This is a genomic window from Streptomyces sp. CNZ301 (genome assembly GCF_004217425.1).
Genome location: NZ_SHLG01000001.1, coordinates 4,985,812 through 5,001,254 on the forward strand (window position 1 = coordinate 4,985,812; position 15,443 = coordinate 5,001,254).

The window sequence follows — 15,443 nt, forward strand, 5'->3', positions numbered from 1 at the left end:
TGCGGGACGGCGACGGGTCACAGCCGGTCGTAGACGAGGAGGCCGTCGTCGCGCAGCCGTGCGCCCTGCGCCGGCGGGTGCTCCGTGAGCCGACCGTCGTGCGCCAGGTGCAGAACGGGCGTGCCTCGTGCCAGGACGGCGAAGTCCGCGATGATCCGCCTGTGGCAGCGCCACCAGAGGGACTCGGCGCACATCACCGCCGTGCGTTCCGTCCTGGACGAGGCCTGCCCGAGCAACTCGTCCATGGCCGCGAGGAACGCGGGGGCGCGCGTGTAGCCCGCGTAGCCGCGGAACTGGGCGTGCTCCCAGAAGACGTCCTCCGAGTCGGGCGCCGCCTTGCGGAAGCCGCCCAGCCGCTTCTCCCAGCGGTACTCCAGTCCCGCGTCGGGCATCCACTCCGCCATCAGCTCCCGCCGGGCGTCCGGATTGCGGCGGCTTCCAGGTGCCGTCCGGACGTCGACGACGGCGGCGACGCCCGCGTCCCGGAGGAGAGCGGTGATCTCATCGCGGGTCGCGAGGCCGTGTCCGAAGGTCACGAGCGGGGCGGTCGCCGTCACCGGGCGCGGACGGGCGTCGACGGTACGGCGTGGGTGGCGGTGTCACGCAAGAGGTGTTCCCGTGGGCGCGTGTCCGACGAGAGCATTCGCATGGGACCGAGTGTGCCAGCGAGTCGTGGACCTCCGCCCGACGGAGAGCCGAAAGATCGGCGAAGGCCGGCCGAAGACGAGCCGATGAGCCGCGAAACCGGTTGATGTGACGGGGCGGGGTAACCGGCGGAGGAGCGCGCCGAGGACGGGCCCGGGCCGGGAAGCCGGCCGGCCGGGGAGACCGGCCGAGGACAGCGACAGCGGACAGCAAAGGAGGACCGGCCGGGGAGCCGGTGGAGAAACCGGCAGAGGAGAACCAGGACCGGCCGAGGAGAGCGTGATGTCGGCGTCGTCGGATTCCGCACGGCCCGAGGAAGCCCCCGGCTTCCCCGCGGCCGCGGCGCCTCGCGCTGCGAGCACCGCCGAACTCGACGCGGCTGTCCCGGCCTGCCGTGCCTGCCCGCGGCTGGTCGCCTGGCGCGAGGAAGCGGCCCGTACGAAGCGGAAAGCCTTCCTCGAATGGGAGTACTGGGCCCGTCCGGTCCCCGGATTCGGCCCACCGGACGCCCCCTTGGCGCTCGTCGGACTGGCGCCGGCGGCACACGGCGGCAACCGCACCGGCCGGGTCTTCACCGGTGACCCTTCCGGGGACGCGCTCTTCGCCGCCCTTCACGACATCGGCCTCGCCTCGCAGCCCACGGCCACGCACCGCGGCGACGGCATGGAACTGCACGGGGTACGGATCACCATGCCCGTGCACTGCGCCCCGCCCGCCAACCGGCCCACCACCGCCGAGCGCGACACGTGCCGCCCCTGGCTCGCCCGCGAGCTGGAGCTGCTGCGTCCCGCTCTGCGCACCGTCGTCGTGCTCGGCGGCTTCGCCTGGCAGGCGCTGCTTCCGGTGCTCGCCGACGCGGGGTGGTGGCTGCCGCGTCCGCGCCCGGCGTTCGGGCACGGCACGGAGGTACTGCTCAGCGACGCGCAGGGCGAGGCGGAGCTGCGTCTCGTCGGCTGCTACCACCCCAGCCGGCGCAACATGTTCACGCGCACCGTGACCCCCGGGATGCTGCGCGAAGCCCTGCGCCGCGGGGCGGAGACGGCCGGTCTGCCGACGCGCTGACGGTACGGGCCGCCGGGGGCCGGCGCCGGCGGCGGGTGCTCGTGGCATGGAGTCCCGCTGCCCGGCGGGCCTCCCGGCGGACTCGCGGAATCCCGGTCTCCGCCGTACCGCGGAGGACGGGGCCGTCCGTCCCGGCACGCGCCTCCCTGTTCGGCGAGGCAACCATTTAATACGTTTTTGTCCGGATACATTCATGGCTGCTGCTCCGCGACTCATCGACATCTACGGAGGCACGCATGCCCCAGCCCAGGTCCGGCCCGTCGCGCCGTGCCGCCACCGGCTCGGCGAGGACGCCCGCCGTTCTGCTCACCGCCCTCACCCTGCTCTTCGCACTGCCCGGGATCGCCGCGGCGCAAGGTGACGATGAACGACTGGCTCACCCAGAGAAGGACTGGATGGGTTCCACCCTCAGGGCCAACGAAGGCCATGCACCGGCATCCCCGGCCTCGTCACGGAACCTCGCCGCGTCCGTCGAAGGCGTAGACGTCTCCAGCCACAACGGCAACGTCCCGTGGGCCACGTTGTGGAAAGCCGGTTCGCGTTTCGCGTACGTCAAGGCCACGGAGGGCACCAGCTACAAGAACCCCTACTTCGCCCAGCAGTACAACGGCTCGTACAAGAGCGGCATGATCCGGGGTTCCTACCACTTCGCCCTGCCCTCGAACTCCAGCGGCGCCGCTCAGGCCAACTACTTCGCCTCGAACGGCGGCGGCTGGTCGCGGGACGGGAAGACGCTCCCCGGCGCGCTCGACGTGGAGTACAACCCGTACGGCTCGGCCTGCTACGGCAAGTCACAGAAGGGCATGGTCGACTGGATCAGCGACTTCGTGAAGACCTACAAGGCGCGCACCGGCCGTGACGCGATCATCTACACCTCGGCGACCTGGTGGAAGACGTGCACCGGGAACTCCACGAAGTTCAGCAAGACCAACCCGCTGTGGATCCCCAGCTGGGGCAAGTCGGTCGGCACGCTCCCGGGAGGCTGGCCGTTCCACACGTTCTGGCAGTACACCTCGACGGGGAAGACCGTCGGTGACCACGACCGCTTCAACGGTTCCCTCGCGCGGCTCAAGGTGCTCGCAACGGGGTGAGCGCCCGCTCACCTCGGCCGGCGGCCCCCCGGAAGCGACCGGGGGGCCGCTGCTTTTTCCGCCGCGCCCGCCGTGCCCGGGGGTTCCGCTGTTCCCCGCTGCGCTCGCCGTGCCCGCCGCTTCCGCCCGCCCGTCGTGTCCGCCGGGCGGCGGCCCCGCGCCCCGTGCCACGGCGGCCCTGGGAAATCGGCTCCTCAGGACGTTCGCCGCTCCCGCTGCCGCGGTCGCACCATGGAATGAGCAGGGGGGTGATTGGAGTGAAACCTCATGATCGAAGTCAAGACGGTCGACAAGGCAGACGAACGGCGTGACTTCCCGCGCGGGCACATCGAAGCCCTGCACCTCACCGGCCTGGATTTCGCCGTGGCCACGTTCGAGCCCGGCTGGCGCTGGACGGATTCGCTCCGTCCGATAGCGGGCACGGAGACCTGCCAGGTGCACCACAACGGATTCATGGTGCAGGGGCGGATGCGCGTGAGGATGGACGACGACGGCACCGAGACCGAGGTCGGTCCCGGCGACGTGTTCGTCGCCCCGCCCGGTCACGATGCGTGGGTCGTGGGCGACGAGCCGGTCATCCTGTACGACTTCGCAGGTCAGATGGCGATCGATTACGCGAAGCACTGACCGGACGGGACCGGGCCCCGGAGCTTTCCGGGACTGCGGGCCCTGACCGGAACGACCGCTGAACAACCGGGACGGTGGCCGCGGGCGACGCGGAAGCCGGGACATGGGCGTCGTCCGCGGCCGCCCCTGTGCGGCGGTTGATGCGCGGCGGTGTCAGTGGCGCGGTGCACGATGCCGGGATGGCGAGCACGAGGACGACGAAACAGTCCGGGGGAACGGTCAGAGGGCCGCGCAGGCCGGAGGTGAACCTTCCGGAGCTGCGTGCCCACGAGGGTGCGCTCTCCCCGGACGGGGACTACGACGGGGTGGAGTTCGAGGGTGCGGATCTCAGCCGCACCGACGCCTCCGGGGCACGGTTCCTGGAGTGCGGCATCCGCAACTGCACGCTGAACGACGCAGGATGGGAACGTGCGCGGCTGCTCGACAGCGTTCTCGAGGCCGTGACGGGAGCGGGCACGGACCTCGCCGGCTCGGAGCTGCGTGACGTCGAACTCCTGGACGCCCGGCTGGGCGGCGTTCAGGTGCACGGGGCGCGGCTGTCCAGGGTGCTGGTGCGCGGAGGCAAGATCGACTTCCTCAATCTCCGCCAGAGCCGGCTGCTCGACGTCACCTTCGAGAACTGCGTGCTGGTGGAGCCCGACTTCGGCGGAGCCACGCTCGAACGGGTCGCGTTCCCCGGATGCGTGCTGCGCGGTGTCGAATTCAGCGGGGCGGCACTCACGGACGTCGACCTGCGGGGCGCCGCGGAGCTGGACATCGCAGGCGGCATCGGACAGTTGGGAGGGGCGGTCATCGGCTCCGCCCAACTGATGGATCTCGCACCGGCGTTCGCGGCGCAGCTCGGAGTGCGGGTCGAGGGCTGAACTCTCCCGGCAGGCGCTCCCGTACCGACTCCTGGCCGGCCCCGGGAGACGTCACACGCGGGGAAAGCGTGCGCGCAGCGTCCACACGACCGGGTTGTGCGCCAGCCCTTCGTGCATGTCGGTGAGGTCCGCGAGGAGATCGTGGAGGAAGTCGCGGGCCTCGCGACGCAGCTCCGTGTGCTGGAAGGTGAGCGGGGGATCGCCCCGCACGGACCAGTCGGCGGTGATGTCCACCCAGCCGAACCGCCGCTCGAAGCGCATCCGGTCGGTGCTCTCGGTGAAGTCCACCTCAGCGTGCTGCGGCCCGGCTGCGCGCCTGCCTGGGGGCACTTCCCCTGGCTTCTCCCCCTGGCTTCGCCGGGGTGGGGCCTCCCCGGCGAAGCCAGGGGAAGTGCCCCCAGGGGAGACCCCACCCCTGCCGGAGGCCGGGGGAGGATCGGCGTCGAGCAGCTCCACCGTGTCGCACAGCGCCCAGGCGAAGTCGAGGACCGGCAACCATCCCCAGGCTGTGGACAGTTCGCGGTCCGTCTCCGTGTCCGCGAGGTAGACGTCCCCGCTGAACAGATCGTGGCGCAGCGCCCGTACGTCCGCCGTCCGGTAGTCCGTCTGCGGCGGGTCGGGGAAGCGGCGGGAGAGCGAGTAACCGATGTCGAGCACGGGAGCGATCGTGTCACGCCGCGGGCGTCGCGCCCGCGGCGCGGGCCGGAGGCCGGGAACACGGCGAGGGCGGCGCCCCCCTCATGGGGAGGCGCCGCCCTCGCTCCGTACTCCCCGCGTCGGGGAGCACGCACTCGGCGACCGCGTCAGACGTTGACGCCGAAGTCCTGCGCGATGCCGACCAGCCCGGACGCGTAGCCCTGGCCGACGGCACGGAACTTCCACTCCGCGCCGTTGCGGTACAGCTCGCCGAAGACCATGGCGGTCTCCGTGGCCGCGTCCTCGCTCAGGTCGTAGCGCGCGATCTCGGACTGGTTGGCCTGGTTGACGATGCGGATGAAGGCGTTCCGCACCTGGCCGAAGTTCTGGCTGCGGCTTTCGGCGTCGTAGATCGAGACCGGGAAGACGATCTTTTCGACGTCGCCGGGCAGGCCGGCCAGGTTGACGTTGATCTGCTCGTCGTCGCCCTCGCCCTCTCCCGTGACGTTGTCACCGGTGTGCACGATGCTCTGGTCCGGCGTCGCCTTGTTGTTGAAGAAGACGAAGTGCTGGTCGGAGTAGACCTTGCCGGCCGTGTTCACCGCGATGGCGCTCGCGTCCAGGTCGAAGTCGGTACCGGTGGTGGTGCGGACGTCCCAGCCGAGGCCGACCGTGACGGCGGTCAGGCCCGGTGCCTCCTTGGTGAGGGAGACGTTGCCGCCCTTGGACAGGCTTACAGCCATGGGGATGCCCTTCCGTTGGTGAGATCCGATGTGGAACCGGCCTGCGGCCGGTGGAAGTCGCTCGGGAGCTCGTTCCTACCCCTGCACAACGCACCTCGTGCATGGCGGGGTTCCAGGTCCCCGGTGGAAAAAGCCGGTGGCTCGGACAAGAGCTGGGAGCGACCATGGGAGACATGTCCTCGTCCCCTTTTGTCATCCGCGGATCGGTTTCGTTGCCCGAGGCCGAGCTGGTGTGGCGCTTCACGCGCTCGTCGGGGCCGGGCGGGCAGCACGTCAACACGAGCGACACCCAGGTCGAGCTGCGGTTCGACCTCGCGGGCAGCGACGCGCTGCCCGCGGTGTGGAAGGAGCGCGCCCTGGAGCGGCTCGCGGGCACGGGCAGCCTCGTCGGCGGCGGTGTCGTGGTCGTACGGGCGAGCGAGCACCGGTCCCAGTGGCGGAACCGAGAGGCGGCGGGACGGCGGATGGCGGCGCTTCTCGCGGAGGCGACGGCGCCCCCGCCGCGCCCGCGCCGCAAGAGGAAGGTGCCGCGAGGGGTGAACGAGCGCCGGCTTCGTCAGAAGAAGCAGCGCGGCGACATCAAGCGCGGGCGCTCGGGACGGGACTGGTCGTGAACTGCCTTTCCCACGCGGTCCGTCGGGGCTCTCGCGGCCATTCCTGGCCCGGCACCCCCGGCCGGGGCGCAGGCGGGGTAACGACGCCGGGACCGACGCGGGGGGACCAACGCAGGGGTCAGGAACCGCCGTTGCTCAGTGAGCGGTAATGGCCCCGGAAGTACAGGAGCGGTCCCGTGTCCGCGACGTGCGGCAGTCCGGTGCTCAGCACCCTCCCGATGACGAGGGTGTGATCGCCCGCCCGCACGCGCTGCTCGGTGCGGCACTCGACCGTGGCCAGCGCCCCGTCCACCAGTGGTGCCCCGGAGGCCTCACCGCGGGTGTGCGGGAGTTCGCGGAAGAGGAGCCTGTCGCTGAGCCGGCCCTTCATCGCGAAGCGGCCGGCGGTCTGGCGCTGGCTCTCGGTGAGCAGGGAGGTGGCCCAGAAGGGGCGGCGCTCCAGCAGTTCGTCCATGCGTGATCCGTCGCGGACGCTGACCATGACCAGCGGCGGTTCGAGCGAGACGGACATGAAGGCGCTGGCGGTCATGCCGACGTCCGCGCCCTCGGGGCCGTCGTCGGGGTCGAATGCCGTCACCAGCACCACCCCGGCCGCCAGTCTCGCCATGGCCGCCCGGAACTCGTCCTCGCTCACCCCCTCAGCATGGGGCATCGGGTGGTCCGGCGCCGGGGTCGTCTGCTGCTGAACTGCGTGTGACACGTCAAAAACGCTAACTGCTGCCCTAGGGCGGGTGCATCGGCCCCCGGGACCAGGACTTCAGACCCATGATCGACAATCGCGGTCGGGCCCGGATCTGTGACCATACTGTGCTCTTTGTGTGTACGTTGAGGGTCTGTGCAGTGACAGGACCGTGACCAGGGGTGGGAGCCCGCCGGGCGTCCGGACCCCTGTGCGTGCGGATGTTGGGGCGCGCGAAGGTTGCACAGAGGGGGCGTGAAAGGGGGCGCTTTTCAGGCTCTACGCTCCGGTAAGGCCGTACTGTCTGTGGACCGGTCATTCGGTCGAGAGCGTCGGCCGAGGGCCGGGTGCGCCGCGGAAGCACACGGAGAGGAGTCAACAGGCTGCGTACAGTTGTGACTTGAGTCACAGCGGGCAATAATTGTTGACCCTGTGTACCTGGAGAACAGCTCGCTGTGATTCAGTGGCCGTGGCAGTCGGACAATGACGTCCCGTGAACACCTGGAGTTGACGAACGAGGCTCAGGGGGAGGGCGATGGAAACCGAGTCGGAGCCCTACGTCCGCCTTGCCAGCCTGCGTGAGCTGCACCTCGTCGTGTCCCGGCTGAGCACCGCCCGCAGCCTTGCCGACACCTTGCAGACCGTCGCCGACGGCGTGGTCGAGGGGCTGGGCTTCGAGATAGCGGCGGTCAATCTCGTACGTCCCGAGGGCGACCTCGTCGTCGCCGCCGTCGCCGGCAGCCAGGCAGCCGAGGCGATGATGGCGGGCCGGACCGGCTCGCGAGCCTCCTGGGACCGCCGGCTGTCGATGGGGGAGGCGTGGGGCAACCTGCGGTTCGTCCCCTACACGGAGGGCTGGGTCCTCGACCACGACGATGTACCGCAGTGGCACTCCACCGGCCCCGCCCCCCAGTCGCCCGACGACTGGCACCCCATGGACCGCCTCTTCGCCCCGCTGTACGCCTCCGACAGCGAACTGCTCGGCGTCCTCTCCGTCGACAGACCCCGCAACGGACGGCGGCCCGGCCCCTGGGGCCGCGAGGCGCTTCAGCTCTACTCGTCCCAGGCTGCGATAGCCCTCAGCAACGCACGGCTGCGCTCCAACATGCAGCGCGCCCTCGTCCGTCTGGAGCGGGAACAGTCGGCGCTGCGCGCGAGCGAGGAGAGCTTCCGGCAGGCCTTCGAGTACGCACCGAGCGGGATGGCCGTCGCCGAGATGGGCGGGGACCAGCACGGCCGCCTCATCCGCATCAACGACGCGCTGTGCAGGCTGCTCGGGCGGCCCGCCTCCGCCATGCGGCGCTACTCCTTCTCCGACATCGTCCATCCCGAGGACATCGGCACGCTGCTGCGCACGTCCGCGGAAGGCGGCCGTGCGGAGCTGCGGCTGGCCCGGCGCGACGGCTCGTACGTATGGGTCTCGCTGCGCAACTCCGTGGTGGCCGACACCGCGGACGGGCCGCGTTTCCTGCTGACCCACGTCGAGGACATCGAGGACCGCAAGCGGCACGAGCTCCAGCTGGCCCACCGCGCGAGCCACGACTCCCTCACCGGCCTGCCCAACAGCGCCGAGCTGCGCACCCGCCTGAACGGCCGGCTGTGCGCCCGGCCGGGGCCCGCCGTCTCCGGGGTGATGCAGACCGGCCGGAACGGGGACGCCGGCAACGGGCCCGGCTCCGTGACTCCTTTCGACGACGCGGGCTCGGGCGTGATCGCGTCCACGGGCATGTACGACCCGCATCACACGCACGCGGTGCCGCCGACCGGCACGGTTCAGGGTGAGAAAGGTCTCGCGGTCCTGTTCTGCGACCTGGACGGCTTCAAGTCGATCAACGACCGCTTCGGGCACAACTGCGGGGACGCCGTACTCGTCGAGGTCGCGCGCCGGCTCTCCGCCGGTGTGCGGGACAACGACACGGTGGCCCGTATGGGCGGCGACGAGTTCGTGGTGCTCACGGACGGGGTGGGTCCGGCCGAGGCGCAGGATCTGGCCGTCCGCCTGCGGAACGCGATCATCCCGCCGATCCGCGTCGACGGACGGGCGGTGCGCGTCGGCGCCAGCTTCGGCATCGGCTGGGCGGGGTGCGGGATGACCGCGGAGGAAGTCCTGCAGTCGGCGGACCAGCGGATGTACGTGGAGAAGCGCTCCCGCTCCAAGGGGCAGCGCCGGGCCGGCTAGGACGGGGCCCGGGGCAGCGCCGGACCGGAGGGCAGCGCCGGACCGGAAGGCAGCGGACGGGCCCGTTCCGAGTACGGGCTTGATCCACCCCTTCCGGCCATTGCGCGATCATCCGCCGTTGGCGTAGCCATCACTCCGGAGAGGTAGGCTCGGCCGGATACGTGACGCAGTTGGGAGTGACAGGGGATGACCGCCGAGAACGACGGCACCGGTGCGACGCCGGAAGGCGACGACCCGTTCGCCTACCTTTACCGCCAGGAAGGCGGTGAGGGCTCTCCGGCGCCTCAGAGCGGTGCTCCCAGGCGCTCGTACAACCAGGTCCGCGCGGTCGGCGAGCGCCAGTACGGCGGCTACGGCGGCCAGTACGGCGGTGGTGCGGGCACCCAGCAGACCGCCGCGTACGGCCAGCAGCCGAACGCGCACTACGCCGCCCCGGAGACGATGCCCGGCGGCCGCGCGGCCGCCGGGCAGCCCCCCGGCGGCCACGGCGGGGGCAACGGACACGGTGCCCCGGGCGGGCGCAGCCGCAACGGCCTTCTCATAGGGGCTCTTTCCGTCGTCGCAGCGGTCGTCATCGGTATCGGCGCGGCCATCTACTTCAACTCGGGCGCCGAGGAGGGCCAGGACGCCGGCGCCACCGCCGGTGCCGGTGCGGGCGACGGGGGCAAGGGCCAGGGCCAGGACCAGGACACCGGTGCCGACAAGCCGAGCAAGGGCGAGCTGATCGGTGAGAAGCAGGACGCCTCGGGGTTCCAGCTGGCCGGCGGCGCGGCCGCGGCCAGCGACATTCCGGGCGCGGCGAGCAAGGACGGTTCGTACGTCGGGTCGATGAACGTCACCGGTGCTTCGGCGACGTGGACCGCGGACGTCCCGAAGGGCGGCACCTACACCCTCTTCGTGCGGTACGGCGTTCCCGGCAAGGACGCGAACTCGACGCTCTCGGTCAACGGACAGCCGACCTCGCAGCCGCTGAACATGTCGAACTTCGGCAAGGCCGAGGAGGGCGACTGGGAGCACGGCTGGACCCGGACGTGGGCCTGGATCGCCCTGAAGCCGGGCAGCAACACCTTCAAGCTCTCCTGCGAGCAGGGCAACAACTGCGACTTCAACCTCGACCAGGCCTGGCTGAAGGCCGGCAAGGTGAAGCGCTGAGCTCACACTCCGGCGCCGGAACGCGCGGCCCCATCCGATCGCGGGGCCCATCCGATCGCAGGGCCCCATCCGTTCGCAGGCCCTCATCCGTTCGCAGGCCCTCATCCGCCTGCGGGTGCGCTGCTCTCCTCGACCGTCACCTCTGACAGCAGGTCCGCGTGGACCTGCTCGTCGAACTCCCCCGCTGTGGGGGCCCGTACCGTCGCCGCCGACAGCGCGACCGCGCGTGCCAGCCGCTCGGGCCACGGCAGCTCCTCGACCATCCCGGACAGCAGCCCCGCAACCGCGGAGTCGCCCGCTCCGGTGGGGTTCCCCACGAAGGACCGGGGCGGTCCGGCCTGCCATGTGCCGTCCGGGGTCACCAGCAGCATGCCGTCGGGGCCGAGGGACGCCGCCACCGAGTGCGCCCCGCGTCGTTGCGCCGCCCGCGCCGCGCGCAGCGGCTCGGTCGTGCCGGTGATCCCGGCGAGTTCCACGGCGTTGGGCTTGACGAGGTCGGGGCGTGCGGCGAGGCCGCGGCGCAGCGGTTCGCCGCTGGTGTCGAGGACGACGGGAACGCCGGCCGCGTGCGCGTCCCGCGTCAGCTGTGCGTAGGCGCCCACCGGCACTCCCGGCGGCAGGCTCCCGCACAGCGCGACCGCCTCGACGCCGCCGTCCTCGTGCAGCAGCCGTCCGTACGTCTCCTGGAACGCGGACCACTCGTCCGGGGAGATGTGCGGGCCCGGCTCGTTGAACTGCGTGGAGCCGCCGCCCGATTCGTCCACGACGCCGACGGTGCGACGCGTGCTGCCCCTCGTCGGAACGAGCCGGTCCGTGATGTTCCGTTCCCCGGCCAGCAGTTCGCGCAGCTCCGAGCCGGTGAGTCCGCCGGCGAAGCCGGTGACGACCGACGCGTGGCCGAGTGCTGCGAGCACGCGCGCCACGTTGAGCCCCTTTCCGCCGGGGCGCTGCACCACCTCCCGCACCTGGTGCGAGTCGTGCGCGTGGAGACGCGGCACCCGGTAGGTGAGGTCGAGGGCGGTGTTGAGCGTGACCGTCAGGATCACGGAAGACAACTCCAGGGGGACGGGGCGGGGACGGCAACCGCCCGAGCGATCATGCCATTTGGCTTCCGGCGCCGCGACCCCCGCGGGCCGGGACGGCGGCATGTGACGGTTCGTCGGACGTACCGGAGGTCATCGCACGTCAGGCCGCAGCGTCCACTCGCCCCGGCGCATCACGCCCGCCACTTCGAACGCCTCGTCGAGTACCACCAGGTCGGCGTACTTGCCCTCTTCCAGGGAGCCCGTGCGGTCCCCGACGCCGAGCAGTCGCGCCGGATTGGCCGACAGGGCTCGCACCGCTTCCTCCACCGCGATCCCGTCGACCGTGACGGCCCTGCGGAACGCCGCGTCCAGGGTGAGGGTCGAGCCCGCGATCGAGCCGCCCTCCGTCAGCCGTGCCACCCCGTCGCGCACCTCCACCTCGAGCGGTCCGAGGGGGTAGCGCCCGTCGCCCATGCCGGCGGCCCCCATCGCGTCGGTGATGAAGGCGACGCGGCCGGCGCCGGCGCGGTGGAACGCCAACTCCAGGGCGGCGGGGTGGAGATGGGTGCCGTCGTTGATCAGTTCGACGGTGACGCGCTCGTCCTCCAGCAGCGCCGCGACGGGCCCGGGGGCCCGGTGGCCGAGTGCGGGCATGGCGTTGAAGAGGTGGGTGGCGACGGTCGCGCCGGCCTCGACGGCCTCCACGGTCGCCTCGTACGTCGAGTCGGTGTGGCCGACGGCGGCGATGACGCCGCTGTCCGCGAGCATCCTCACCGAGTGCATGCCGCCCGGGAGTTCGGGAGCGAGGGTCATCATCCTCGCCGTGCCGCGTGCGGCGTCGACGAGCTTGCGCACCTCCGCCGGGTCGGGGTCGCGCAGCAGCGCTGGGTCGTGGGCGCCGCAGCGTCCTGGGGAGATGAACGGGCCCTCGAAGTGGATGCCGGCCAGCTCGCCCTGTTCGACCAACTCGCTGAGCGCGCCCGCCTGCTGGGCCAGATCGCCGAGTTCGCCCGTGACGGTCGAGGCGACCATGGTGGTCGTGCCGTGCCGCTGGTGGGTGCCGATGACCTTCAGCGCCTCCTCGGCCGTTCCCGCGGAGAAGGACGCACCGCCGCCGCCGTGCACGTGCATGTCGACGAAACCGGGCACGATCCAGTGGCCGGCCAGGTCGAGCGTGGGCCTCTCCCCGTCCGCGTTCGCGGCGATCAGCGCTCCCTCGACGGTGAGGGTGGCGTGCTCCGCCACGCCGTCCGGCAGCACCACCCGGGCACCGGTCAGGACGGTGCGCTCACTCTTCGGGCTCGTGGGGCTCATCGGCTCGCAACCTCCGCGGAGAGTAGGTCCCGGGCGAGGAGTCCCGCGCCCAGGCAGCCCGCGGCGTCCCCCAGCGCCGCCGGGACGATGGTGGGCAGCTGCTGGAAGGTGACGCGTGCGCGTACCGCTTCCCGCAACGGTACGAAGAGGATGTCGCCGGCCTCGGCCAGCCCGCCGCCGACGATCACCGTGCGGGGGTCGAGGAGCGTCAGGGCGGTGACGAGGCCCGCGGCGAGGGCGTCCACGGCGTCCCGCCACACGGCGACGGCCCGGTCGTCCCCGGACTCGACCGCCCGTGCCGCGTCCGCGGCGGTGGCCGAGGCGTCGCCGCACGCCGCGGCCCAGGCACGTCCCACGGCGGACGCCGAAGCGAGAGCCTCGAGGCAGCCGCGCTGTCCGCATCCGCACTCCGGCCCGTCCGGCCGCACCACGATGTGCCCGATCTCGCCCGCGCCCCCGTGCGCGCCCGGCTCGACCCGTCCGTCCGTTCCGACGGCGCCCGCGATGCCCGTGCCGAGGGCGACGAAGAAGAATCTGTCGACGCCTTCGCCGGCGCCGATACGGCCCTCGGCGAGGCCTCCCGTGCGCACGTCGTGGCCGAGCGCGACGGGGACGCCGCCGAGCCGTTCGGTCAGCAGCGCGCGCAGCGGCACGTCGCGCCAGCCGAGGTTGGCGGCGTAGACGGCGGTGCCGCTGGCCTGGTCGAGGACGCCCGGTACCGCGACGCCTGCGGCCAGCGGCTCCGTGCCGAACTGCTCGACGCCGTGGGCCCGCAGCGCCGCCGCGAGGTCCAGGATGTTCGCGACGACGGCGTCCGGGCCGTCCTCGCGGCCGGTGGCCCGGCGCGTCTCGTACAGCAGCTCGCTACCGCCGCCTCCGGGGCCGATGAGGGCGGCCTTCATGCCGGTTCCGCCCACGTCGAGGGCGATGACGTAGTCCGGGTCGTGGGGGCTCGTGCTCACGGGGCCAGTCTCCCGTGACACCCGGCAACAGGTCTAGTCCACTCCTGTCATTTCGTTCGGGTTTCCCTCGGTGGAGCCGCGGCGGAGTGTCCCGTTCTGGTACGGAGAACTGCCACGTCACCACTTTTCGCTCCACGTACGGGATGAAACGGGAGAGGCTGTTGCGAAAGTGATATCGCCGCTGGCGTAGACCTCCGGCGGCGGGCGTTGGACACTCCCGTCCGTACACGTCCGGCCGGGCCGGACGCGGGGGGTGGGAGGGGAGCACGGCATGTGCCGTGCTCGTGGGTTGAGGGGTAGATGCTGTGGAGCGTCGCAGGTTCCTCGGTCTGGCGGCCGCGACGGGCGCGGCGGCAGGCGGGGCCTTCACGGCCGCCGGGTGCGGCACAGGGACGGGAACGCAGAGCGCGGCCTTGAAGGTGGTCGCGGCGGACTACGGCGAACCGGGCCGTGGCGACAGCTCCCAGGGGTACTGGGACAGTATCGTCCGCACCTTCCGCAAGAGGCATCCCGGCATCGCGGTCGACGTCGAGGTCCACCGCTGGAAGGACGTCGACAGGAAAGTCGCCGCGATGGTGGACGCGGGCCGCCCGCCGGACATCGCGCAGACCGGCTCGTACGCCGGCTTCGCCGAGAGGGACATGCTCTACAGGGCCGGCGAACTGCTCTCCATACCCGTGCAGGCCGACTTCCTGCCGTCGCTCGCCGAGGCGGGCGAGGTACGGCGGGTGCAGTACGGGATGCCGTTCATCGCCAGCACCCGGCTGCTGTTCGTCAACCGGACCCTCTTCGAGCGGGCCGGGCTCGACCCGGACTCACCGCCCAGGACCTGGGAGCAACTGGCCCGCGCCGCCAAGAAGTTGAAGGCCGCGGGTGTGAAGGTCCCGTACGGGCTGCCGCTCGGGCCGGAAGAGGCACCCGCCGAGGCCCTGATGTGGATGCTCGGCGGCGGCGGCGCGTACACCGACAAGGTCGGCAACTACACGATCGACGCCGCGGCGAACATCAAGACCTTCAACTGGCTGCGGGACAGCCTCGTACGGCCGAAGCTGACGAACGACGACCCGGGCGGCACCGACCGCAAGGAGCTCTTCGACGCCTTCGTACGAGGCGAGGTGGGCATGCTCAACGGCCACCCGACGCTGCTGAAGCGGGTGCGGTACAGCGGCGTGAAGTTCGCGACCGCGGTGCCGCCGGGGTCCGACGGCCCGTCGGCCTCCACTCTCGGCGTGGCGGACTGGGTGATGGCCTTCAAGAAGAACGGCAGGCGCCAAGAGGCGGGCCGCTTCCTCGACTTCCTCTTCGAGGTGAAGAACCACTACGCGTTCGCCGACCGTTACGACCTGCTGCCGGTGACCACCTCCGCGAACGAGAAGATGCGCGAGCGCCGCGAGCACAAGCCCATGCGGCATTTCCAGGACGAGCTCTCAACCGCCGAGTTCTACCCCGTCGGCAAGGTCTCGTGGACGAAGGTGAGCGGGGAGATCAAGCGGAGCATCGGCAAGGCGGTCGCCGCGGACACCGACCCGGTGGGCGTGCTCGGCGCCCTCCAGCGCCGCGCGGAGGAGCAGGACTCGGCGGCACGGGCACGCTGAGTGCCGGCCCCCGGCGCTGGTGCCGCGTCAGCCGTGGATCGCCCGGTAGCGAGGTGCCCTTGCGCTGTCAGCTGCAAGGCGCCGGATCGGCCTCGTAGTGGGCCTGCTCGGGCGATCGGGCAACGCAGCAGATGGCTGTGCCAGGGTGGTGAGCGGGGTGAACCTTGGCTGATGCGGCGCTAGGTTGGACGCATGAGCCACGAGGCCGGGGACGAGGAGCGGACCGGAGACGAAGTGCGGGCCGAAGGCGGCGAGC

At 71.6% G+C, this 15,443-nt stretch carries 15 protein-coding genes; 8 read left to right on the plus strand and 7 right to left on the minus strand.

Annotated features, from left to right (window positions below):
* Positions 1-17 precede the first annotated feature (17 nt).
* Positions 18-536 carry a DUF488 domain-containing protein gene (locus tag EV375_RS21545; RefSeq protein WP_486588625.1) on the minus strand — a complete coding sequence of 173 codons (519 nt, stop codon included), beginning with the start codon at positions 534-536 and terminating at the stop codon, positions 18-20.
* A 391-nt stretch (positions 537-927) separates the two neighbouring features.
* Here EV375_RS21545 and EV375_RS21550 point away from each other — a divergent pair, with 391 nt between their 5' ends.
* From EV375_RS21550 to EV375_RS21565, 4 genes are all read left to right on the plus strand, one after another.
* Positions 928-1,707, plus strand: a complete 780-nt coding sequence (locus tag EV375_RS21550) for a uracil-DNA glycosylase (RefSeq protein WP_130301027.1) — start codon at positions 928-930, stop codon at positions 1,705-1,707.
* A gap of 236 nt (positions 1,708-1,943) precedes the next feature.
* Positions 1,944-2,798 (plus strand): lysozyme, encoded by an 855-nt coding sequence (locus EV375_RS21555; protein ID WP_130301029.1) that lies wholly within the window; start codon positions 1,944-1,946, stop codon positions 2,796-2,798.
* 267 nt (positions 2,799-3,065) lie between these two features.
* The gene (locus EV375_RS21560; protein WP_130301031.1) at positions 3,066-3,425 is read left to right on the plus strand and encodes a cupin domain-containing protein; all 360 of its coding nucleotides are present in this window, start codon (positions 3,066-3,068) and stop codon (positions 3,423-3,425) included.
* Between the two features lie 179 nt (positions 3,426-3,604).
* Positions 3,605-4,288: a pentapeptide repeat-containing protein gene (locus EV375_RS21565; RefSeq protein WP_130301033.1), complete on the plus strand. Its 684-nt coding sequence runs from the start codon at positions 3,605-3,607 to the stop codon at positions 4,286-4,288.
* A gap of 51 nt (positions 4,289-4,339) precedes the next feature.
* Here EV375_RS21565 and EV375_RS29855 read toward each other — a convergent pair whose 3' ends face one another.
* Positions 4,340-4,945, minus strand: coding sequence for a hypothetical protein (locus tag EV375_RS29855; protein WP_486588626.1), 606 nt, complete (start codon positions 4,943-4,945; stop codon positions 4,340-4,342).
* A 146-nt stretch (positions 4,946-5,091) separates the two neighbouring features.
* On the minus strand, positions 5,092-5,667 hold the full coding sequence (locus tag EV375_RS21580; protein ID WP_055484033.1) for a TerD family protein: 576 nt from the start codon (positions 5,665-5,667) through the stop codon (positions 5,092-5,094).
* Between the two features lie 164 nt (positions 5,668-5,831).
* Between EV375_RS21580 and arfB the strand changes: the two genes are divergently transcribed.
* Positions 5,832-6,281: an alternative ribosome rescue aminoacyl-tRNA hydrolase ArfB gene (gene arfB / locus EV375_RS21585; protein WP_130301035.1), complete on the plus strand. Its 450-nt coding sequence runs from the start codon at positions 5,832-5,834 to the stop codon at positions 6,279-6,281.
* Between the two features lie 118 nt (positions 6,282-6,399).
* Here the strand turns inward: arfB and EV375_RS21590 are convergent, their stop codons facing one another.
* A complete protein-coding gene (locus EV375_RS21590; RefSeq protein ID WP_130302018.1) occupies positions 6,400-6,933 on the minus strand; it encodes a flavin reductase family protein in 534 nt (177 codons plus the stop codon).
* Positions 6,934-7,495: 562 nt separating this feature from the next.
* Here EV375_RS21590 and cdgB point away from each other — a divergent pair.
* Together cdgB and EV375_RS21600 are read left to right on the plus strand one after the other, a co-directional pair.
* Positions 7,496-9,139 (plus strand): diguanylate cyclase CdgB, encoded by a 1,644-nt coding sequence (gene cdgB, locus EV375_RS21595; protein WP_130301037.1) that lies wholly within the window; start codon positions 7,496-7,498, stop codon positions 9,137-9,139.
* 186 nt (positions 9,140-9,325) lie between these two features.
* On the plus strand, positions 9,326-10,291 hold the full coding sequence (locus EV375_RS21600) for a carbohydrate-binding protein (protein WP_130301039.1): 966 nt from the start codon (positions 9,326-9,328) through the stop codon (positions 10,289-10,291).
* A 101-nt stretch (positions 10,292-10,392) separates the two neighbouring features.
* Here EV375_RS21600 and EV375_RS21605 read toward each other — a convergent pair whose 3' ends face one another.
* From EV375_RS21605 to EV375_RS21615, 3 genes are all read right to left on the minus strand, one after another.
* Entirely contained in the window at positions 10,393-11,337 is a 945-nt protein-coding gene (locus EV375_RS21605) for a 1-phosphofructokinase (RefSeq protein WP_130301041.1), read from the minus strand.
* Between the two features lie 129 nt (positions 11,338-11,466).
* A complete protein-coding gene (gene nagA / locus EV375_RS21610; RefSeq protein WP_130301043.1) occupies positions 11,467-12,630 on the minus strand; it encodes an N-acetylglucosamine-6-phosphate deacetylase in 1,164 nt (387 codons plus the stop codon).
* Positions 12,627-13,532 carry an ROK family protein gene (locus EV375_RS21615; RefSeq protein WP_130302019.1) on the minus strand — a complete coding sequence of 302 codons (906 nt, stop codon included), beginning with the start codon at positions 13,530-13,532 and terminating at the stop codon, positions 12,627-12,629. The genes nagA and EV375_RS21615 overlap by 4 nt, the downstream gene beginning before the upstream one ends.
* A 365-nt stretch (positions 13,533-13,897) precedes the next feature.
* On the opposite strand from EV375_RS21615, the gene EV375_RS21620 reads away from it, so the two are divergent.
* A complete protein-coding gene (locus EV375_RS21620) occupies positions 13,898-15,187 on the plus strand; it encodes an extracellular solute-binding protein (protein WP_130301045.1) in 1,290 nt (429 codons plus the stop codon).
* Positions 15,188-15,443 lie beyond the last annotated feature (256 nt).